This is a genomic window from Stenotrophomonas sp. T8 (assembly GCF_051853085.1).
Lineage (GTDB): Bacteria > Pseudomonadota > Gammaproteobacteria > Xanthomonadales > Xanthomonadaceae > Stenotrophomonas > Stenotrophomonas sepilia.
Genome location: NZ_CP195329.1, coordinates 2,444,233 through 2,465,038 on the forward strand (window position 1 = coordinate 2,444,233; position 20,806 = coordinate 2,465,038).

Annotated in this window: 16 protein-coding genes; 3 read left to right on the forward strand and 13 right to left on the reverse strand. The window is 67.4% G+C overall.

The genetic code is table 11. The annotated features are described in order from the left end of the window. Window positions 1–25 precede the first annotated feature (25 nt). Together ACSDHM_RS11515 and ACSDHM_RS11520 are read left to right on the forward strand one after the other, a co-directional pair. Entirely contained in the window at window positions 26–802 is a 777-nt protein-coding gene (locus ACSDHM_RS11515; protein WP_111127379.1) for a HipA family kinase, read from the forward strand. Then, on the forward strand, window positions 780–1,187 hold the full coding sequence (locus tag ACSDHM_RS11520; protein WP_061480045.1) for a DUF3037 domain-containing protein: 408 nt from the start codon (window positions 780–782) through the stop codon (window positions 1,185–1,187). The genes ACSDHM_RS11515 and ACSDHM_RS11520 overlap by 23 nt, the downstream gene beginning before the upstream one ends. Before the next feature lie 294 nt (window positions 1,188–1,481). Here ACSDHM_RS11520 and ACSDHM_RS11525 read toward each other — a convergent pair whose 3' ends face one another. The 10 genes from ACSDHM_RS11525 to ligA all read right to left on the reverse strand — a co-directional run bounded on the left by ACSDHM_RS11525 (window position 1,482) and on the right by ligA (window position 14,255). Then, window positions 1,482–1,766 carry a hypothetical protein gene (locus ACSDHM_RS11525; RefSeq protein ID WP_072168137.1) on the reverse strand — a complete coding sequence of 95 codons (285 nt, stop codon included), beginning with the start codon at window positions 1,764–1,766 and terminating at the stop codon, window positions 1,482–1,484. A 47-nt stretch (window positions 1,767–1,813) separates the two neighbouring features. After that, window positions 1,814–2,308, reverse strand: coding sequence for an XAC2610-related protein (locus tag ACSDHM_RS11530; protein WP_409349625.1), 495 nt, complete (start codon window positions 2,306–2,308; stop codon window positions 1,814–1,816). A gap of 58 nt (window positions 2,309–2,366) precedes the next feature. Beyond that, window positions 2,367–2,615: a lysozyme inhibitor LprI family protein gene (locus ACSDHM_RS11535; protein WP_439426285.1), complete on the reverse strand. Its 249-nt coding sequence runs from the start codon at window positions 2,613–2,615 to the stop codon at window positions 2,367–2,369. 112 nt (window positions 2,616–2,727) lie between these two features. Next, the gene (locus ACSDHM_RS11540) at window positions 2,728–5,256 is read right to left on the reverse strand and encodes a membrane-bound PQQ-dependent dehydrogenase, glucose/quinate/shikimate family (RefSeq protein WP_088497060.1); all 2,529 of its coding nucleotides are present in this window, start codon (window positions 5,254–5,256) and stop codon (window positions 2,728–2,730) included. Between the two features lie 130 nt (window positions 5,257–5,386). After that, on the reverse strand, window positions 5,387–8,101 hold the full coding sequence (gyrA, locus tag ACSDHM_RS11545) for a DNA gyrase subunit A (RefSeq protein ID WP_088497059.1): 2,715 nt from the start codon (window positions 8,099–8,101) through the stop codon (window positions 5,387–5,389). 215 nt (window positions 8,102–8,316) lie between these two features. Further along, on the reverse strand, window positions 8,317–9,381 hold the full coding sequence (gene mtnA / locus ACSDHM_RS11550) for an S-methyl-5-thioribose-1-phosphate isomerase (protein ID WP_088497058.1): 1,065 nt from the start codon (window positions 9,379–9,381) through the stop codon (window positions 8,317–8,319). A 47-nt stretch (window positions 9,382–9,428) separates the two neighbouring features. Next, window positions 9,429–10,157, reverse strand: coding sequence for a DUF3011 domain-containing protein (locus tag ACSDHM_RS11555; protein WP_227836983.1), 729 nt, complete (start codon window positions 10,155–10,157; stop codon window positions 9,429–9,431). A gap of 138 nt (window positions 10,158–10,295) precedes the next feature. Continuing rightward, a complete protein-coding gene (gene epmA, locus ACSDHM_RS11560; protein WP_353080293.1) occupies window positions 10,296–11,252 on the reverse strand; it encodes an EF-P lysine aminoacylase EpmA in 957 nt (318 codons plus the stop codon). Further along, on the reverse strand, window positions 11,249–11,734 hold the full coding sequence (locus ACSDHM_RS11565; protein WP_353080292.1) for a GNAT family N-acetyltransferase: 486 nt from the start codon (window positions 11,732–11,734) through the stop codon (window positions 11,249–11,251). The genes epmA and ACSDHM_RS11565 overlap by 4 nt, the downstream gene beginning before the upstream one ends. 49 nt (window positions 11,735–11,783) lie before the next feature. Further along, window positions 11,784–14,255, reverse strand: a complete 2,472-nt coding sequence (gene ligA / locus ACSDHM_RS11570) for an NAD-dependent DNA ligase LigA (RefSeq protein ID WP_404830524.1) — start codon at window positions 14,253–14,255, stop codon at window positions 11,784–11,786. A 256-nt stretch (window positions 14,256–14,511) separates the two neighbouring features. On the opposite strand from ligA, the gene ACSDHM_RS11575 reads away from it, so the two are divergent. Next, the gene (locus tag ACSDHM_RS11575; protein WP_072168146.1) at window positions 14,512–15,636 is read left to right on the forward strand and encodes a pyridoxal phosphate-dependent aminotransferase; all 1,125 of its coding nucleotides are present in this window, start codon (window positions 14,512–14,514) and stop codon (window positions 15,634–15,636) included. Window positions 15,637–15,729: 93 nt separating this feature from the next. Here ACSDHM_RS11575 and zipA read toward each other — a convergent pair whose 3' ends face one another. The 3 genes from zipA to rplI all read right to left on the reverse strand — a co-directional run bounded on the left by zipA (window position 15,730) and on the right by rplI (window position 20,729). Then, on the reverse strand, window positions 15,730–16,470 hold the full coding sequence (gene zipA, locus ACSDHM_RS11580; protein WP_061480035.1) for a cell division protein ZipA: 741 nt from the start codon (window positions 16,468–16,470) through the stop codon (window positions 15,730–15,732). 46 nt (window positions 16,471–16,516) lie between these two features. Beyond that, complete coding sequence (smc, locus tag ACSDHM_RS11585) at window positions 16,517–20,020, reverse strand: chromosome segregation protein SMC (protein WP_353080290.1); 3,504 nt, start codon at window positions 20,018–20,020, stop codon at window positions 16,517–16,519. A 259-nt stretch (window positions 20,021–20,279) separates the two neighbouring features. Continuing rightward, window positions 20,280–20,729 (reverse strand): 50S ribosomal protein L9, encoded by a 450-nt coding sequence (gene rplI, locus ACSDHM_RS11590; RefSeq protein ID WP_065178618.1) that lies wholly within the window; start codon window positions 20,727–20,729, stop codon window positions 20,280–20,282. Between the last annotated feature and the right edge of the window lie 77 nt (window positions 20,730–20,806).

The following is a 20,806-nucleotide window of genomic DNA, read 5'->3' on the forward strand; positions in this document are numbered from 1 at the left end:
CCTGCACCCACGCTAGAATGCGCCCATGCGCACCGTACATGCCCTCCGCTACATCACCCCGTTACGGGAAGGCGGCTCCCTGCCGGCCGTGGTCGAGACCGACGACGACGGCATGGCCGTGCTGAAGTTCCGCGGCGCCGGCCAAGGCCCGAAGGCGTTGATCGCCGAGCTGATTGCCGGTGAGATGGCACGCACGCTGGGCCTGCCGATTCCGGAAATCCTGTTCGTCGAGCTGGATCGCGAGTTCGCCCGAACCGAGCCCGACCCGGAGATCCAGGAGCTGATCCGCGCCAGCGAGGGCCTGAACCTGGGCCTGGACTACCTGCCGGGTGCGATCAATTACGATCCGGCGGCGATGCCGGTGGACGCCGACCTGGCCTCGCGCATCGTCTGGTTCGATGCGTTCACCAGCAATGTCGATCGCACCACCCGCAACCCCAACCTGATGGTGTGGCACCGCAAGCTGTACCTGATCGACCACGGCGCGGCGATGTACTTCCACCACGACTGGGCCAATGCCGGCGATGCCTGTGAAAAGCCGTTCGTGCTGATCCGCGACCATGTGCTGCTGTCGTTCGCCAGCCGCATCGCCGAGCTGGATACCGAACTGGCCGCGCGCCTGAGCGATGCCGAGATCGAGCGCATCGTCGGCCTGGTGCCGGACAGCTGGCTGGTCAACGAGCCGGCATTCGACAGTCCGCAGGCCTATCGCCAAGGCTACATCGACTATCTCAAGCACCGCCTGAAAGTGCGTGCGGTGTTCGTGCAGGAGGCCGTCCGTGCCCACGCTGCACACGTATGACTATGCGGTCATCCGCGTGGTACCGCGGGTGGAACGCGAGGAGTTCATCAACGTCGGAGTGATCGTCTCCTGCCCCGGCGCGCGCCATCTGGAAGCGGCCATCGAGATCGATCCGGCACGCCTGCACGCGTTCGCTCCAGCGCTTGATCAGGATGCGTTGCAACCGTGGTTGGATGCGATCGTGGCCATCTGCCGTGGCGACGCCAGCGCCGGACCGATCGCACAGCTGCCCGCGCGCGCCCGCTTTCATTTCCTCACCGCCAAGCGCAGCTCGGTTGTGCAGATGTCGAGCACGCATGTCGGCCGCACTGCGGACCCGGCGGGTGTGGTGGAACACTTGATGACGAAGATGGTGCGGGTACCGGCACCAACCGAGCAACATTGATTGGGTAGAGTCGACCGCTGGTCGACTGCCGTTCGCGGGAAGCAGGCGCACCGTCTTCGTGGCCGTACCGGTGCTCCCTACCCTCGCCCTGCACCACGAAACCAAGCCATACCAGCCCTTGTGGTTCTGCGCCGTGGTGGCCCGCTGCAGCAATGCAGGTGAGACCAGCGCTCCGCTTTGCAGGCCTGGGCGAGCTTCATCTTGTCCGGCGTTTCAGCGCCCACGATCTGGAACCGCTTCACCTGCCGCAGATTGGCCAGGTCCATGACGGTCGTCCCCCCAGCTGCATCCACGCTAGGGACGCTGCCGCAACACCTCGACCGTGACGGCGAACGCCTCGATGCGATGCCATTCGCTCCGCTCCTGCGGCAGCGATTCCACGCCCATGCCGATCTGGTACCGCACCGCTTCCTCGGGCGCGGAGAAATCACGCGATTCGTGCTGCGCTGTGGCCAGCACATAGGCAATCTGCCGATGGACGGTAATGCCGTTGTCGATGCAGGTACGCACGATCATCTCGACCGACTGGTCCCGGGTCAGGCCGAAGCCCACCCCACCTTTTCCATAGCCTTCGCTCATCCTTCAGCTCTCCAGTTCCGGAACGCATCCGTTCGTCGGGGAAAGACCTACTTCAGCAGGTCCGATTCGGTAGGGGCCTCGCCCCTGCAGGTGTCATAGCGGCGCTGCAGCAGCGTGCGCGGCCCGGTTCCGCGCAGCTGGATGACCTTGTCCTCGTGCGCGCACGGGCTGACCTTCGCGCGCAGCACGAACCGCCCATTGTCGATACGGTCGATGTCGCGCCCGCCGATGGCCGCTTCCAATGCCTTGGCACGCACATAGCGGTTGACCTTGGCGTCGAACAGGTAGAACGCATGCACCGGAACGTTGTAGACACCGTTGTTGTCCTGCCACACCTGCAGGTCCGGCACGCCATCGCCATTGAAATCCGAAACGGTCAGCAGCACGGCCACCGCACCCTGGGCATCGGCGCCAGCGCGGGTCAGGCGCGGCTGCACGTCCGTGACCGCCACGTTGCGCCCGCCACGGGTCACGCCCATGCTCCTCACCCGGCAGGTCGTCACGTTGTCGGCGCCGCCGCAGTCGGCCACCTGGAAGACCACCTGCAATGCAGGCGTGATCCTGCCCTCGCCGGGCCGCAGGACGATCCTGCCCTGTTTGTCAGGCGCGGCACATGTGCGTGCGGCACTGCTGTGAATCCAGCTGGGCAACGGCCGTGCCGCCTTCCGGGCAACGACTGTCGCGCTGGCGCAGCCATTGCCGCTGCAGATCGCGCAGCACCTGCTGATCACTGACGGTCAGCGTGGAGCGCGCCGCACTGTAGGCGGCGTTGAGCGCATCGTCGCGCACCTTGAATTCAGCGTCGACACAACGACGACGGGCCTCCAGTGCGGTGCCCGCGGCCCCCATGCAGGGCGCATACGCAGGGCTCAGAAAGCGTGCATCGCCGGCAATCAGTTCGGCACCACTGGGCAGCGAGATCGGTCACGGCCCCCGTCGCCCATGTTCAGGCCGGCAACCGCTATTTCGGCAGCGCAAACGCCATCACGTAATCGCCGTTCGGGGTTTCCATGAAATGATGGCCGCCGGCCATGATCACCACGAACTGGCGTCCGTCCTGTTCATACACCATCGGCGTAGCCTGCCCGCCCGCGGGCAGCTTGGCATGCCAAAGCTCCTTGCCGGTCTTCAGGTCGATGGCGCGCAGCAGGTCATCGGTGGCGGCCGCGATGAAGATCAGCCCGCTGGCGGTCACCACCGAACCGCCGTTGTTCGGCGTGCCGATCTCGATCGGCAGGCCGGAACGGATGCCGAACGGCCCATTGCCGCGCGCACTGCCAAACGGACGATCCCACAACAGCTTGCCGGTGCGCAGGTCGATGGCGCGGATGCCGCCGTAGGGAGGCTGCTTGCACAGCAGACCCGTGAACGGCAGCCGCCAGCCAGCGTTGACCTGGATGCCATACGGCGTTCCCACCTGCGGATCGCCGGCGCCCTCGCCACCGCCCCTGTCGGCACGGATCTTTTCGCGCGGCAGCCAGCCCAGGCGGTCGGCTTCGGCACGTGGCACCAGCCGGTTGTAGTTGGGCATGTCGTTGTAGTTGGCCACGATCACGCCGCGGCGCGTGTCGATGGACACACTGCCCCAATCCGAACCGCCGTTGTAGCCGGGGTATTCGATGGAATGGCGATCACTGCTCGGCGGCGTGTAGAAGCCTTCGTAATAGGCCTTGCGGAACTGGATGCGGCAGATCAGCTGGTCGATCGGGGTGATGCCCCACATGTCGCGCTCGGTCAGATCATGCTCGCGGCGCAGCGTGTGGTACAGCGAGAACAGCTGGGTGGGTGAACGCTGTTCCGGTTCGACACCGCCGACCGGCACCTTGCGCTCTTCGGCAGCGGTCAGCAGCTGGCCGTTGCGGCGGTCGAGAATGTAGATGTCACCCTGCTTGGTCGGCAGCAGGATCGCCGGCACCTTGCCTGCCGCCGTCGGGTAGTCGATCAGGCTGGCCTGCGAACCGAGGTCGTAGTCCCACACATCCTTGCGCACGGCCTGGAAATGCCAGGCCGGCTTGCCAGTGGCCACATCGATCGCCACCAGCGACGTCGCATAGCGGTTCTGGTTTTCCGTACGCGAGCCACTCCAGTAGTCGCCCGCAGAATTGCCCAGCGGCAGATAGACCAGCCCCAGCGCCTCATCACCGGTCGCGGTGGTCCACATGTTCGGCGTGCCGCGCGTGTAGGTCTGCCCATGCGGCGGCAGGCCGCTGCGCTCGGGCTGGTCCATGTCCCACGCCCAGCGCAGCTTGCCGGTGATCGCGTCGTACGCCTGGATCACGCCCGATGGCGCGTCGCGGCGCTGACCATCCAGCACCTGGTGGCCGGTGACGATCACGCCGCGCACGATGGCCGGGGGCGAGGTGATCGACACGTAGCCGGGTGGCACCTCACCCATCCCGAGGGTGATGTCGACCTGGCCGTTGTTGCCGAAATTCGCGCAGGGACGGCCGCTATCTGCATCCACTGCAATGATGCGCCCGTCCAGCGTGCCTTCGATGATGCGCGCCCAGCACGCCGGACGACTGCCCGGTGCAGCGCTGCGGCTCACGCTGGGCGGCGGTTCGGGCAACGCCAGATCGGCCGCGGCATCGGCCAGGGTGGCATCGGCCAGGATCGGCGTTGCCGGTTGCTCGTAGTAGCTCACACCACGGCAGGCGGCGGTGTACGGGATCGAGGCGTCCTTCACCTTCGGATCGAAGCGCCACACTTCCTTGCCACTGGCGGCGTCGAGCGCGATCAGGCGGTTACGGGCAGTGCACAGGTACAGGCGGTCGCCGATCTTCAGCGGCGTGGTTTCCGCACCCCAGCGCTTCTTCGGCATATCGCCGGTGCGGAACTGCCAGGCGGGCTGCAGCGTGGCCACGTTGGCCGGGGTGATCTGCTGCAGTGGCGAATAGCGGGTGCCTGCATTGCTGCGCCCCCACGCCGGCCAGTCTCCCTCGGCAGGCTGGTCGGCCGGTTGCAGGCCGGTGGTATCCCGCGTGGGTTCCAGTCCGGCGCTGGCCGCGCCTTCCGGGAACGGCTGGTGCCCGTCCACTTCACCATGCGGTGCGAACGCCAACCCGAAGGCAGCGACGAACACCAGCATCAGGACGCCCGCCACGCTGCGCGACAGGCGCTTTGAAACCGGTTCGCGAAGGGTCGGCGCGAGCAGCGCCAGCACGATGCCGAGCGCGGTCACCAGGCCCAGCCGCGGCACCCAGCGCCAGTAGTCGTTGCCCGACTCCCACCAGGTCCACAGCAGCGTGCCGACGAACACCAGCGCGTACAGCAGCGCGCCGCTGCGGCGATTGCCGAACAACAACAGGCCACTGGCCAGAAGGCCGGCCCCGGCGATGGCGTAGTACGCCGACCCGCCCAGGCTGAGCAGCCACGCGCCGAGCCCGCCGATGACCAGGCCGAGTACGACCAGCAGTAGCGACAGCACGGTAACGAGAGGGTGCCGTGAGGCGCGGACGGGAGCAGGAACGGACTGCGGCGTGGCGGACATCGTCGATCTCCGGGGGCAGCATGCGCCGTTATCCCACCGCCTGTGTGAAGCGCGCGCGTATGCGTGGCATCCGGATACGACGACGCCGGCACAGGGCCGGCGTCGTCGGGTACCCAGGCTCGCGGCAGGATCACTCCTGCGCGGCGTCCTCGCTGCTGGCAGCAGCCGGTGCGCCGTCGGTCGTGGCCGGGGCGGCGACTGCCACCTCGTCCTCGTCCTCGTCGATCGAGGCATCCATGCGCTCCACCGCCTGCAGCTTCTCGTCCTTGGACAGGCGGATCAGGGTCACGCCCTGGGTGTTGCGGCCGACGCGGCTGATTTCCGAGCCACGCGTACGCACCAGCGTACCGCCGTCGGAGATCAGCAGGACTTCGTCGCGGGAGCCCATCAGCACTGCGGCGACCAGCTTGCCGTTGCGCTCGGTGGTCTGGATGCCGATCACGCCCTGCGTGCCACGGCCCTTGCGCGGGTAGTCCGGCAGCGGGGTGCGCTTGCCGTAGCCGTTCTCAGTGGCGGTGAGGATGTACTGCACGCTGGCATCGTCGGCACTATCGATCACCGCATCGCCATTGGCGGTGGCTTCCTCGACACCGTTGTCGTCCTCGTTCTCGTCCTCGATGCCACCGGCACTTTCGGCCACGATCAGGCTGACCACCTCCTCGCCGGCCGGCATCCTGATGCCACGCACGCCGGTGGCGGTACGGCCCATCGAGCGGACTTTGTCCTCGCCGAAGCGCACGGTCTTGCCGTTGGAGGCGAACAGCAGGATGTCGCGCTGGCCATCGGTCAGGCCGACGCCGACCAGGGCATCGCCCTCATCGAGGTTGATCGCGATCTTGCCGCGGGCCAGGCGGAAGGCGAACTCGCCCAGGGGGGTCTTCTTGACCGTACCGTTCTTCGTGGCGAAGAACACGAACTGGCCATCGGCGTACTCGCGCACCGGCAGCACGGCCTGCACGCGTTCGCCGGGTTCCAGCGGAATCCAGTTGATGATCGGACGGCCGCGGGCGTTGGAGCCCGCTTCCGGCAGCTGGTAGACCGGCAACCAGAACACCTTGCCCGAACTGGTGAACGTCAGCAGCGTATCGTGCGTGTTGACCAGCCACAGCTGTTCGATGAAATCCTCTTCCTTGGTCGCCGCCGCACTGCGACCACGGCCGCCGCGGCGCTGCGCGCGGTACACGCTGACCGGCTGGCGCTTCACGTAGCCGGCATGCGACACGGTGACCACCACGTCTTCCGGTGCGATCAGGTCCAGGATGTCCAGGTCTTCTTCGCTGTGGCGGATTTCGGTGCGACGTTCGTCGCCGAACTCGGCCTTGACGTTGACCAGCTCCTCGCGGATCACCTGCAGCAGGCGGTCGGGATCTTCCAGGATGTGGATCAGCCCGGCGATCACTTCCAGCAGCTGCTTGTACTCGTCGGTCAGGCGGTCCTGCTCCAGCCCGGTCAGGCGGTGCAGGCGCATTTCCAGGATCTGGGTGGCCTGGATCTCGGTCAGCTGGTAGCCGCCCTCGATCAGGCCCACGCCCTTGGGCAGGTCTTCCGGGCGCGAGGCTTCGGCACCGGCGGCACCCAGCATCGCACCGACCAGGCCCGGCTCCCACACGCGCGCCAGCATGCGCTCGCGTGCTTCGTTCGGGTTCGGCGAGGTCTTGATCAGTTCGATCATCTCGTCGATGTTGGCCAGCGCGACGGTCAGGCCTTCCAGCACGTGGGCACGGGCGCGCGCCTTGCGCAGCTCGAACACGGTGCGGCGGGTGACCACTTCGCGACGGTGGCGGACGAACGCCTCCAGCATCTGCTTCAGATTCATCAACTGCGGGCGGCCGTCGACCAGCGCCACCATGTTGATGCCGAACACCGATTCCATCTGCGTCTGCTGGTACAGGTTGTTCAGCACAACCTCGGCAGATTCGCCGCGCTTGATCTCGATGTAGATGCGCATGCCGTCCTTGTCGGACTCATCGCGCAGCTCGCTGATGCCTTCGATCTTCTTTTCCTTGACCAGCTCGGCGATCTTCTCGATCAGACGCGCCTTGTTCACCTGGTAAGGAATTTCAGTGACGATGATCGACTCGCGGCCGTTATCGGCCACTTCGATGTCGGCCTTGGCACGGATACGCACGCGGCCACGGCCGGTGCGGTAGCCGGCGACGATGCCGGCGGTGCCGTTGATGATGCCGGCAGTCGGGAAATCCGGGCCCGGGATGTACTCCATCAGGCCGTCGACGTCGATCTCCGGGTTGTCGATCAGCGCAATGCAGGCGTTGATCGATTCGCTCAGGTTGTGCGGCGGGATGTTGGTCGCCATGCCCACCGCGATACCGGCCGAGCCGTTGACCAGCAGGTTCGGGAACCGGGTCGGCATGACCGTCGGCTCCAGTTCCTTTTCGTCGTAGTTGGGCTGGAAATCGACGGTTTCCTTGTCGATATCGGCCATCAGCTCATGCGCCAGGCGCGACATGCGCGCCTCGGTGTATCGCATCGCCGCGGCGGAGTCGCCGTCGATCGAACCAAAGTTACCCTGGCCGTCGACCAGCATGTAGCGCAGCGAAAACGGCTGTGCCAGGCGCACCAGCGTGTCGTACACCGACTGATCGCCATGCGGGTGGTACTTACCGATGACGTCACCGACGATACGCGCCGACTTGAAGTAGGGCTTGTTGCTGTGCGCGTTGAGTTCATTCATCGCGTACAGCACGCGACGATGCACCGGCTTGAGGCCGTCGCGCGCATCCGGCAGCGCGCGGCCCACGATCACGCTCATGGCGTAATCGAGGTAGCTCTTGCGCATCTCGTCTTCCAGGTTGACCTGGATGATTTCCTTGGCGGTTTCTGCCATTCGGGTTCCGTTGTCTGGTAGCGGTCCAGTCCGGCGCAGCCCTCTGCGGGAGGGGGTCGCGCCGGAACCTCGATTCAACCTGTGGATACTACCACAACGGGCTGGTTTCCGCCTGCCTTTACGGGGATTTTACCGGCACAAATCAGGAACTTAGGGTTGCCGGCCAGCGGCCGGCACTACCGGGGGCGGCGGTCGCGCCGCCCCTCCCCTGCGCCTCAGCCGCCGAAGGCGGCGCGCATGTTCTCGGCGGTCGGGTTCAGGATCACCCCGCGCTCGGTCACGATGGCGTCGATCAGCTCGCCCGGGGTGACGTCGAACACCGGGTTCCAGGCGGCAATGCCTTCGGCCACGGTGCGGGTGCCGCCCACGCCATACAGCTCACCCGGGTCGCGCTGCTCGATCTCGATCTGGCTGCCGTCCACGGTCTCCATGTCCACGGTCGAGGACGGCGCCACCACCATGAACTTCACGCCATGGTGGCGCGCGGCAATGGCCAGTTGGTAGGTGCCGATCTTGTTGGCGGTATCACCATTGGCGCAGATGCGGTCTGCGCCCACGATCACCCACTGCACGGCACCGGTCTTCATCAGGTGCGAGGCCGCCGAGTCGGCGATCAGGGTGGCATCGATACCGTCCTGCTGCAGCTCCCACACCGTCAGGCGTGCGCCCTGCAGCCACGGCCGGGTCTCGCCGGCGAACACGCGCGCGATGCGGTGCTGGGCCATGCCGGCGCGAATGACGCCCAGCGCGGTACCGAAGCCGGCGGTGGCCAGCGAGCCGGTATTGCAGTGGGTCAGCACACCGCTGCCGGCCTCGATCAAGCCAGCGCCCAGCGCGCCCATGTGGCGGTTGGCGGCCAGGTCTTCCTCGGCGATGGCCTGCGCTTCGGCCTCCACCAGTGCCTTCCAGTCGGCGCCGGCGGCGTGCAGGCAACGGCGCATGCGTGCCAGCGCCCAGGCCAGATTGACCGCAGTGGGGCGCGATGCGTTCAGGCGCTGCAGTGCCGGTTCCAGCTGCTGCAGCGCGTGCGCACCGTCTGCGGCCTGCACCTCGCGCGCGGCCAGCACCACGCCCCAGGCGGCGGCAATGCCGATCGCCGGCGCGCCACGCACGGTCAACGCATGGATGGCGCTGGCAACCTCGTCGCTGTCGTGGCAGACCACATGCTCGACCACGAACGGCAGCTTGCGCTGGTCCAGCAGTTGCAGGGCATCGCCGGTCCACAGGATCGGGCGGATGTGGTCATAACGGGCGTAGTCGATGTCGGAGGCAGTGTTCATGGGCCCATTGTAGGGCCACGCCCGGCAGCGTTGGAGCCCGCCCGGGCTCAATTCACCGAGAATTCGGCGCGGCAGCCGCCGTCCACCCAGATGCCGTTGCGGCTCCAGCCCCAGGTACTGCCTTCCTCGCAGGGCGTGCTCGACAGCTGCTCGGAAACGACCGCGCCAACGGAGATGCTGGCGCCGCAGAAACGCCGCTTCTTCGACTTCGATTCGCAGGTCAGGCGACGCGGCACATCGACGAAGCGGCCATCCTCGTCGGCCACCTCGAAATCGCCCTGGCAACCACGGCTGGTCCAGATCTCATTGCGCTTGTAGCCCCAGCCCTGCCCCTCGCGGCATGGCAGCACCGACAGTTGGCGCAGCAGGCGCACGGGGGCGCCATCCAGGCGCACCGGGCAGCTCTGCGGACGGCCATTGGATTCGCAGCGCACCACGCGGCGCACCAGGCGCTTGCCTTCCGTTGCCGCAGGTGCCGCACCCTGCGCACGGCGCGCACGGAACTCGGCGCGGCAGCCAAGGGTGACCCACACGCCGCTGCGGTCGGTGCCCCACTCGCTACCGCGGATGCAGCTGTTGCTCGACAGCTGGCGCACCAGATCGACGCCGTTGGCCACATCGATGTCGCAGTGCACCCAGCCCATGTCGCGGGACTCGCAGGTCACCACTTCATCGTCGTAGCCCACCTGCTGGGCCGACGCCGGCGACGGCAGCCAGGCACCCCAGAGCGCGATGGAGTACACCGGTGCAGCGACAACCGCAAACCACTTGACCAAAGCCTTCCCCAGCAGGAATGGATGAACTGCATGCCAGTGTCCGGCATTGGCCGTGATAAAAGCATCATCCCGCTTGCCGACGCAAGCGCGCAGAACCCGCGTTTCGTTCAGCCTGGGATGTTCAGCAACGCGTGATGGTCACGCGTGGGCGAAGTCGTAGGCCAACACATCTGCAATGCGGGGTGTGCGGTTCATCGCCATCAGCAGGCGGTCGATCCCCAGCGCAACGCCGGCACAGGCCGGCAACGCTGGCAACGCCGCCAGCAGCGCCTCATCCAGTGGCGGCTGCACCTGCCCACGTTCGTGGCGGCGCTGCTGGTCGCGCTGGAAGCGGGCGCGCTGCTCGTCGGCGTCGTTCAGTTCGTGATAGCCGTTGGCCAGCTCCACTGCACCCAGGTACAGCTCGAAACGCTCGGCCAGCGGCGGCGTGCCGGCGCGGATGCGTGCCAGCGCGGCCTGGCTGGCTGGCCAGTCATGCACCACGGTCATGACCGCGTCATCGAAATGCGGCTGGATACGATGGGTCATCAACAGGTCGAGCCAGTCATCACGGGTCAATCCGACCGGGTCAATGTGCACCTCGCCCAACGCGGCACGCAGCGTGGACTCATCCGCCTCGAACGGATCCACGCCAAGGTGCTGCTGGAACAGCTCGCGGTAACTCAGCACCCGCAGGGTCGCACGGCGTCCAACCAGGGCCAGCGCCTGGCCGATCAGCTCGGCGGTCTCCTGTACCAGCCGATGGTGGTCCCAGCCGACCCGATACCATTCCAGCATGGTGAATTCCGGGTTGTGGCGACCACCGGCCTCGCCATTGCGGAACACCCGGCCCAGTTCGTAACAGTCGCCCACGCCGGCAGCGAGCAGGCGCTTGAGCGGATACTCCGGCGAGGTGCGCAGCCAGCGGCGGCGTCCGCCGGCATCGACATGGCCGGTGAAATCGGTATGGAAGCTGTCGATGTTCGGCTCGGTGTTGCCTGCCACCGACAGGATCGGCGTTTCCACCTCCAGCACATCGCGTTCTGCAAAGAAGCGGCGCACCAGCGCGTTGAGCACGGCGCGCTGCTGCAGCGCGCGCAGCAGGGCCTCGCTCACAGGATGCCCTCCGAGCGCGGATGGTCGAGCGGCAGGGTCAGCAGATCGCGCGTATCGTCGATGTAGCCGCTGGCCAGGTACAGGCGTCGGGCCAGTTCGTTGTGGTGGTTCACTTCCAGGCGAAGGCGGCTGACGCCACGAGCACGAGCGCGCTGTTCGCAGATGGCCAGCGCCTGCTTGCCGCGGCCACGACCGCGCGCGCGATGGCTCAGGTACAGTTCGTCCAGCAGCATGAAGTGGCCGCCCTGCTCCAGGCTGAAGCCCATCGCGATCACCGCGTAGCCGACCACCTCGCCCGCCTCGTCCATCCACAACAGCACTTCGCCATTGCGCGGATCGGCCAGCAGCGCGTCCACGCCGCGACGCACGCGCGCGTCATCGAAGTCGATCCTGTCTTCGGCGTAGAACTCGCGCATCAGCGCGATCAACAGCTCCTCGTCGGCACGGGTGGCCAGGCGGAAATCCAGCGGGGCGGTCTGCATCGGTGTTCCTTTGTGTTTCATGCCGGGCGCCATGCACCCGGCGGGGTCATCATTCGTGTTCGGCCAGATAAGCCAGCAGGCGGTCTTCGTCCCATACCGGCACGCCCAGCGATTGCGCCTTATCCAACTTGGAGCCGGCCTCGGTACCGGCGACCACGAAGCTGGTCTTCTTCGAGACGCTGCCGGAGACCTTTGCACCGAGGGCTTCCAGGCGCTCCTTGGCGGCATCGCGGGTGAGCTGGGCCAGGGTGCCGGTCAGCACCACGGTCTGCCCATCCAGCGGGCCGGCCACGATCTCGGCCAACGCCGGTGCCTTGGCCAGGATCTGCTGCATCGCCTTCTCGGCTGCCAGCAGCATCGCGCCATGGCCCTCGCTGTCCAGCCACTGGGCCAGGCCACGCGCGGTGTCGTCGGGCAACCCGGCGTTGACGAACTGCCCATGCTCGGCGTCGAGCACCGCCTGGGCACCGGGCAACACGGCCACCAGTTTTTCCGCGCGCAGGCGGGTGATGCCGGGAATCTCTGATTCGACCAACAGCTGCGCCAGGTCCAGCCCCTCGCGCAGCCTCGCGCTGGGCGCGTGCACATCGCTGATGCGGACCTGGCCGACCTGCAGCAGGTCATCGATGGCCTGCTGGTTGCCCTGCTGTTCGAAGAAGTGGCCGAGCGAGCGCGCCACTTCGCCACCAATGTCCGGCACGCGCTTGAACAATGGCCACGGCAGGTGGCGGATCAGTTCCAGGTCACCGAACCACTGCGCCAGCGCCTTGGCCGTGCTCTCGCCCACGTGCTCGATGCCCAGCGCGAACAGCAGCCGTTCCAGCGTGGCGGCACGACTGGCGTCGATGGCCGCGATCAGGTTGTCGGCCCACTTGGTCGCGATCTTCTTCGTGTTCCATTCGAAGCGGGCCGGCTGCGCCAGCGCCTGCGCGCGCCAGCCCGGATCGTTGCCGTCCAGCCTGAGCACCGCATTGAGCACCGCGCCACTGCCTTCGGCCGGCAGGTGCAGCTTCAGTGCGGCGGCCAGCGCCGAGGGATCTTCAGCGTCCAGCACCAGCTTCAGGTGCAGCAGCTGGTCACGACTGAGCCGGTACAGGTCGGCCACGCTCTTGACGATGCCAGCGTCGACCAGGGTTTCAATGTATTTGTCGCCCAGGCCGTCGATGTCCATCGCGCGGCGAGAGGCGAAATGGGCGATGGCTTCCTTGCGCTGCGCCGGGCAGGACAGCTCGCCCGAGCAGCGCCATGCGGCCGCCCCTTCCTCGCGCACGATCTCCGAGCCGCACACCGGGCAGCGCGTCGGCATCTGCCAGGGCGTGGTGCCCTGCGGGCGGCGATCGAGGATGACGCTGACCACTTCCGGGATCACGTCGCCGGCGCGGCGCACGATCACGCTGTCGCCGACGCGCACGTCGAGGCGTGCGATCTGGTCGGCGTTGTGCAGGGTGGCGTTGGACACGATCACGCCGGCCACGGCCACCGGCGCCAGGCGCGCGACCGGCGTGGCCGCACCGGTACGGCCGATCTGGATCTCGATCGCCTCCACGGTAGTGCTCTGTTCCTGCGCCGGGAACTTGTGCGCGATGGCCCAGCGTGGCGCGCGCGAGACGAAGCCCATCGCCTGCTGGCCGGCACGGTCATCGAGCTTGTAGACCACGCCATCGATATCGAACGGCAGGCTGTCGCGGCGCTCGCCGATATCGCGGTAGTAGCCGAGCAGGCCGTCGGTGCCTTCCACCACCTTGCACAGCGCGCTGACCGGGAAACCCCAGGCGCCGAGCTGCGCCAGCGTGCCCGAATGGGTATCGGGCAGCTCGCCGCCCTGCACTTCACCGGTACCGTAGGCGAAGAAGCTCAACCTGCGCTGCGCACTGATCTTCGGGTCGAGCTGGCGCAGCGATCCAGCCGCCGCATTGCGTGGGTTGGCCAGCACCTTGCCGCCGTGCAGGCGCGCACGTTCGTTGTAGGCCTCGAAATCGGCACGCGCCATGTAGACCTCGCCGCGCACCTCGAGCACGTCCGGCCAGTCCTTGCCGTGCAGCCGCTTGGGAACATCGCCGATCTCGCGCAGGTTGGCGGTCACGTCCTCGCCGGTGCTGCCATCGCCGCGGGTCGCGCCGAGCACGAAATGACCATCCTCGTAGCGCAGGCTGATCGCCAGGCCGTCCATCTTCGGCTCGGCCGAGAACTGCAGGCTGCGGCGGCCCAGGCGTTCGTCAATGCGGCGCACGAAATCCGCCACTTCCTCATCGCTGAAGGCGTTGGACAGCGACAACATCGGCACCGCATGGCGGACTTCGGGGAAACGGCCGGAGGGACGCGCGCCGACCTGCTGGGTCGGGCTGTCGGCCCGGGCCAGTTCCGGATGTTCGCGCTCCAGTGCTTCCAGCTCGCGCACCATCCGGTCGTAGTCGATGTCGGGGATCTCCGGGGCGTCCAGCTCATGGTAGGCGCGGTTGGCCTGGGCGATCTGCCGGCGGAGATCTTCGGCGCGTTCGGCGGGGCTGGAGCTCATCGGAATCCGGTGGTTCTGGGATGGCCGGGGATTCTACCGCGCCCGGCCGTCAGGCCCTGTAATGCCCCCCTTCGCAGCGCCGAGCCATGCTCGACGGGCGCTCCCCTGCCCTGGTGGATGCCGACCTTCTCCCCACCCCGGCAGGTGCCAACCTTGGTTGGCACACCTGCAGCCGAGCATGGCTCGGTACTACAAAAAGCGGGCTTGCCGCCCACCGCAACCAGCGCTAGCGTGCGACGGTCTGCCCTTCGGAATCGTGCCCGTGACCCTGCCTGCTTCCCGTCGACGCTTCCTGCAACTGGCCGGTGCCGGCCTCGCCGTCGCTGGCAGCGGGCTGCCGCAGCTTGGCCATACCCAACCCGCGACGGCCGCCGCTCCTGCCCCCACCGAAGGCGTGGTACTGCTGAACTTCAACGAGTGCCCCTACGGCCCCTCGCCGGCGGCCCAGCAGGCCGCGCGCGACAGTATCGCCAGCTGCGGCCGCTACCGCTTCGCCCTGGCTGCACAGGTGCGCGATGCCTTCATCAAGCAGGCACGCATTCCGGCCGACCACGTGCGCCTCTATCCCGGCTCAAGCGAGCCGTTGAACCGCGCCGCCATGGTGTGGACCGGCCCGCAGGCAGGACTGGTAGTCGCCGATCCGACCTTCGAGACGCTGGGCGAGGTCGCCGCCGCACACGGTGCGCACGTGCAGAAAGTGCCGCTGCGCGACGACGGCGCGCATGACCTGCGTGCAATGGTCGCCGCCGCGCACGCACGCCCGACCGGGCTGCTGTACGTGTGCAATCCGAACAACCCGACCGGTTCGATCAGCCCACCGGATGAGCTCGCCTGGCTGCTGGCCCACAAGCCCGCATCGACCCGCGTGCTGGTCGACGAGGCCTACCTGCAGTACAGCGAGCAGCCGAGCCTGATCACCCGGGTGACGCAGCGCGATGACCTGATCGTGCTGCGCACGTTCTCCAAGCTGTACGGCATGGCCGGCCTGCGCCTGGGCGTGGCGGCCGCAAACCCCGACCGCCTGCGCGAACTGGCCAGCCTGGGCGACAACCCGCTGCCCGTGCCAGCACTGGCCGCGGCACTGGCCAGCCTGCAGGATCCCCAGTTGATCGCGCAGCGGCGCCTGCAGAATGCCCAGGTGCGGCAGGCCACCATCACGTGGCTGGGCAAGCGTGGTTTCAGCTGCGTGCCGTCGGAAGCGAACTGCTTCGTGGTGGATGTGCAGCGCGACGGTGCCGCCTTTGCCAAGGCGATGGCAGACAACGGCGTGATCATTGGCCGCAGCTGGCCGATCTGGCCACAGCGCGTGCGCGTGACCGTCGGCACCGAAGACGAGATGGCCGCATTCCGCCGTGCGTTCGCCAAGGTGGCCGGCGTACCGGCCTGACCCTGTTGGCGGGGGCGAACCTTGGTTCGCTCCATCCACGCATGGCGTGGATCTACCGGCGTGGGTGCCGACCGTTGGCCGGCACAACAGGCTTTACCAGCGCGGGGTCTTGGTCAGCGGCGGTGCCTGGTGCTGGCGGTCGTAGGCACGCAGCTCGTCGCGAATGTGCGCGATGCGCTGGCGGCCCAAGGCATTGCGGCTGTCATCCAGCACCACGCCATCGAGCAGCTCGGCCATGCGCTGCACGGTCGGCAGCATCTTCTCCCAGGCATCAAGCGCGGTCAGCGGCGCCGGCAGGGTCAGGAAGAAGGCGATGGCCGGGGTTTCCATGGCACGGATGTTGGCCATGTCGAAGCTGCCCGGCTTCATGATGCTGGCCATCGAGAAGATCGGGCCGCGCTCGGGGTGGCCTTCCACCAGGCGGTGGAACACGTTCATGTGGCCGAATACCAGGCCGGTCTTCTCGGCCGCCACCACGATGTCTTCGCCGCGCAGCTGCTCGCCGGCACGGGCGGCCACGAACAGCGAGACGATCTTGTCGAAATCCTGGGTAGTGCGCTTGCCGAGGTCGTTGGCCGCGCCCGGGTCAGTGTCGGCCAGGCCAAGTTCGGCCTGCTCGCCTTCCCCGCGCATGCCCGGTTCGACGCGGCCCTCAGCCACCACGACGCCGTCCTCGCCCAGGACCGGTTCGCGGCGCTCGCCACTGGCCGGTTCCGTGTTCTCCACGCGACGGCCCTGGGGCTTTTTCTTCGGACGGCCAAACAGGAAGATCGCGGCGATCAACAGCAGGCCGGCGGCCAGGATGCCGATGCGCAACAGTGCCGTGTCGGACATTCGATAGGTTCTCCGGCTAATTCATTCAGGTAACTAGGATGGCACGTCAGGCCGCGCCCGCCAATCGCGCCGCTTCTTCCAGGTCCACGCTGACCAGGCGGCTGACGCCCGGCTCACGCATGGTCACGCCCGACAGCTGGTGCGCGGCCTCCATCGTCGCCTTGTTATGGCTGACGAACAGGAACTGCACCTTCTCGCTCATTTCCTTGACCATGTTGGCCAGGCGGCCGACGTTGGCTTCGTCCAGCGGCGCGTCCACCTCGTCCAGCAGGCAGAACGGGGCGGGATTCAACTGGAAGATGGCGAACACCAGCGCCACTGCGGTCATCGCCTTCTCGCCGCCGGACAGCAGCGAGATGCTGGACACGCGCTTGCCCGGCGGGCGCGCCATGATGGTCACACCCGTGTCGAGCAGGTCTTCTCCGGTCAGTTCCAGGTAGGCGTGGCCACCACCGAACAGGCGCGGATACAGCGCCTGGACGCCGGCATTGACGCGGTCGAAGGTGTCCTTGAAGCGCCCGCGGGTCTCGCGATCAATCTTGCGGATGGCATCCTCAAGTGTTTCCAGCGCCGTGGTCAGGTCGGCGTGCTGCGAATCCAGGTAGTCCGAACGCTGCGAAGCCTCGCCGTACTCGTGGATGGCGGCCAGGTTGACCGGCTCCAGCCGGCGCATGCGTGCGTCGATCTGGTGCACGGCCTGCTCCCAGTCGCCCAGGCGGGCGTCCTCGGGTAGTGCATTGAGCACGTCCTGCAGCACGAAGCCGGCCTTTTCCACCGCCGCCTGCAGGGTGTCGGCGCTGAGCACCAAGGCCTGCTGGTCGAGCTTGCGCTGCGAAATGCGCTCGCGCTGGGCCAACGCCTGTTCGTCGCGCTGGTGGCGGGTCTGCTCGTAGTTGCGCAGCTCGGCGTCGATGCCGTCCAGCAGTGTCCGCGCCTCGGTCAGCACGCGGTCGGCGCGCACGCGCTCTTCCAGCGCGTTCTGGTGTTCGGCCTGCAGCGCTTCGACCGGCGAATCACCTTCGTCCAGCTGCGAGTGCAGCTCGCCCAGTCGCGCATCCAGCTGCCCACGCTGGGTGCCCATGCGCTCCAGCGCCTGGCTCAACGAGGCCAGCTGCGCGCGCTGCGATTCCAGGGTCAGGGCCAGCGAATGCGCGCGCTCGCGCACCGCACGGGCGGCATCGCGGGCCAGGTCGCGGGCCTCGGTCAGCTGGCGGCGCTCGCCCTCCAGCCGCTGCCGGGTCGACTCCAGGTCACCCATGCTGCTGACCGCGTTCTCCAACCGCGAGCGCGCTTCGCGCGCCTGCTCGTTGTTGGCTTCAATCGTTTCCTGCAGCTGCTTCAGCTCGCCTTCGATGCGGTCGATGCGCGTGCGTGCAGCCTCCACCTTGCCCTGCTGGCCCTGCAACTGGCCGGCCAGTTCGGACACCGCGCGATGGGCCTGGTACAGCGCGCGCTGCGCGTCCTCGCGCTGCTGTTCGGCCGCCTGCAGCTGCTCGCGGAAACCGGCCAGCTGGTCTTCCAGTTCGGCCTCGCGGTCCTGCAGCTGTTCGATCTGCTCGCGCAGTTCCTGGATCTCACGTTCGCGCAGCAGCGCGCCCTGCTCGGCGGCACCGGAGCGCGACACGCGCAGCCAGCCCCGGCCCAGGCGCTCGCCGCTCTGGGTGATGATCGAATCGCCTTCGGGCAGGCTGGCCTGCAGCGCCTTGGCTTCGGCCAGATCCCTGGCACCGTGCAGGTGCGCCAGCAGGCGCCGGATCGCTGCCGGGCCACGCACGCGTGCAGCCAGCGAGGTCGGCGCGACCTTCAGGTCCGCGCCATCGTTGGCGACCAGTGCAATGTGGCCCTCGCCCAGTTCGCCCAGCGCGTCGACCAGGCTGGCCGGGTCATCGACCAGCACGCCTTCGATCAACTGGCCAAGCGCGCTTTCCACCGCGTTTTCCCAACCGGCATCGACATCCAGGCGTTCGCCGACACGCGCCGCCGAATCCAGCCCGCGCGCCTTCAGCCAGGCGACTGCCGCGCCCTGCTCCTGGCCCAGCGCGGCCTGCTGCAGGGTTTCCAGCGAGGCCAGGCGACCGCGCAGGCCGTTGGCCTGCTTGCGCAGTTCGGCCAGTTCGTTCTGGCCATTGCGCTGCTGTTCCTGCACCGCCGCCACGCCCTGCTTGCGCAGCTCGACGTCTTCGCTCAGTTCATCCAGCGCGGCCTTCTGCGTGTCGTGCTGCAGGTGCAGCTGCTCGAAGGCTTCTTCCAGCGCGTCCACGTCCAGCCCGGCACGCTCGGCGGCCAGGGCTTCACGACGCCGGTCGGCATCGAGGATCTGCTTGTCCAGGTAGTCCACGCGCGTGCGCTCGACATCGCCGGCGCGCGAGGCCTCCGAACTCTGCGAGGTGTGCTGTTCCCAGCGCTGCTGCCAGCTGGCCAGCCGTTCTTCAGCCTCGCGCAGGCTTTCCTGCTTGATCTCGTTCTCTTCCTGCAGTGCTTCCAGCTGCGGGGCGGCGGCCTCCACCGCCTCGCGCAGCACGCTCAGCCTGGCCTCGTCGCCGCTGATGTGCTGGCCCAGTTCGGCCAGCGCCTGCTGCGTTTCATCGCGCGCCTTGTGCAGGCGCTGCGACAGCTCGCGCTGGTGCTGGATCTGCTGCTCCAGGCGCGCCAGCGTACTGCCGACCTGGTAGACCGCCGCCTGCGCGGTGTTGAGCGCGTCGGCAGCCTCTTCGCGCCGCGCACGCGAGGTTTCGATGCGGGCTTCGGCATCACGCTGGTCGGCAATCAGCTGCTGCAGCTTTGTCTCTTCCTGCGACAGGCCTTCGCGCAGCTTCGACAGGCGCCCGTCGAGGCCGCGGAATTCCAGCGCCTTCCACTCGGCGTCCTTGACCCGGCGCTCTTCCTGCAGGGCCTGGTACTGCTCGGCCTGCTTGGCCTGGCGCTTGAGGTGCTCCAGCTGCTTGCTGATCTCGTCGCGCAGGTCGCCCAGCCGGTCCAGGTTCTCGCGGGTGTGGCGGATGCGGGTCTCGGTCTCCTTGCGGCGCTCCTTGTACTTGGAGATGCCGGCCGCCTCTTCCAGGTACACGCGCAGGTCTTCCGGGCGCGCCTCGATGATCTGGCTGATCATGCCCTGCTCGATGATCGAGTAGCTGCGCGGGCCCAGGCCGGTGCCGAGGAACAGGTCGGTGATGTCGCGGCGGCGGCACTTGGTGCCGTTGAGGTAGTAGTTGCTGGTACCGTCGCGGCTGACCGTGCGCTTGACCGAGATTTCGTTGAACGCGGCGTACTCGCCGGAGATCGTGTGGTCGGAGTTGTCGAAGATCAGCTCGACCGTGGCCTGCGACACCGGCTTGCGGGCGTTGGAACCGGAGAAGATCACGTCGGTCAGCGAGTCGCCGCGCAGGCGGCTGGCCGAGCTCTCGCCCATGACCCAGCGCACGGCGTCGATGATGTTCGACTTGCCGCAGCCATTGGGGCCCACCACGCCGGTCATGTTGGTCGGCAGGTGCAGGGTGGTCGGATCGACGAACGACTTGAAGCCGGACAGCTTGATCGTGGAAAGACGCATAGGGGTTCCGGACTGGGGCCGGCAAGCGGCCTGCGTTTACCCTCCAAGTCATTGATCCTGTTGGGATCGATGCCCGTGGAACGGGTGTGACGCCCTGAGTATACCGATGTGGCCGTGTTCTACGAATGGGCGTGGAACATTGCCCGGCCCTGCCCCGCCGGCCGCACGTGGCCCGAGCTGGCGAAACGGAACCATAAAACAAAACGGGCACCCTTGCGGGCGCCCGTTCTGCGGTGATGCCAGGCCTTGCGGCGTGGGATCAGGCTTCGGCGACGACGACGACCTTGACGGTGGTCTCGACGTCGGCGTGCAGGTGGATCAGCACGTCGTATTCGCCGATGTTGCGGAAGGCGCCTTCACCCAGGATGACTTCGCTCTTCTCCAGCGGCAGGCCGGCGGCAGTGAAGGCTTCGGCGATGTCGCGCGGGCCGACCGAGCCGTACAGCTTGCCCTCGGTCGAAGCGTTGGCGGCGATGGTCACGCTCGCGCCTTCCAGCTTGGCCTTGCGGCCTTCAGCTTCTGCGTGGATGGCCTGGGCCTTGGCTTCGTACTCGGCGCGCTTGGCTTCGAACTCGGCCTTGTTGCTCTCGGTGGCCGGCACGGCCTTGCCCTGCGGCACGAGGAAGTTACGGCCGTAGCCCGGCTTCACGTCGACCAGGTCGCCCAGGTTGCCGAGGTTGGTGACTTTCTGCAGGAGGATCAGCTGCATGGTATTGCTCCAGATGAGTTATTCGTTAGCGAGGCGATGCCCCGCAACAAAGGCTGTCCGAATAGCTGGCACAGCGA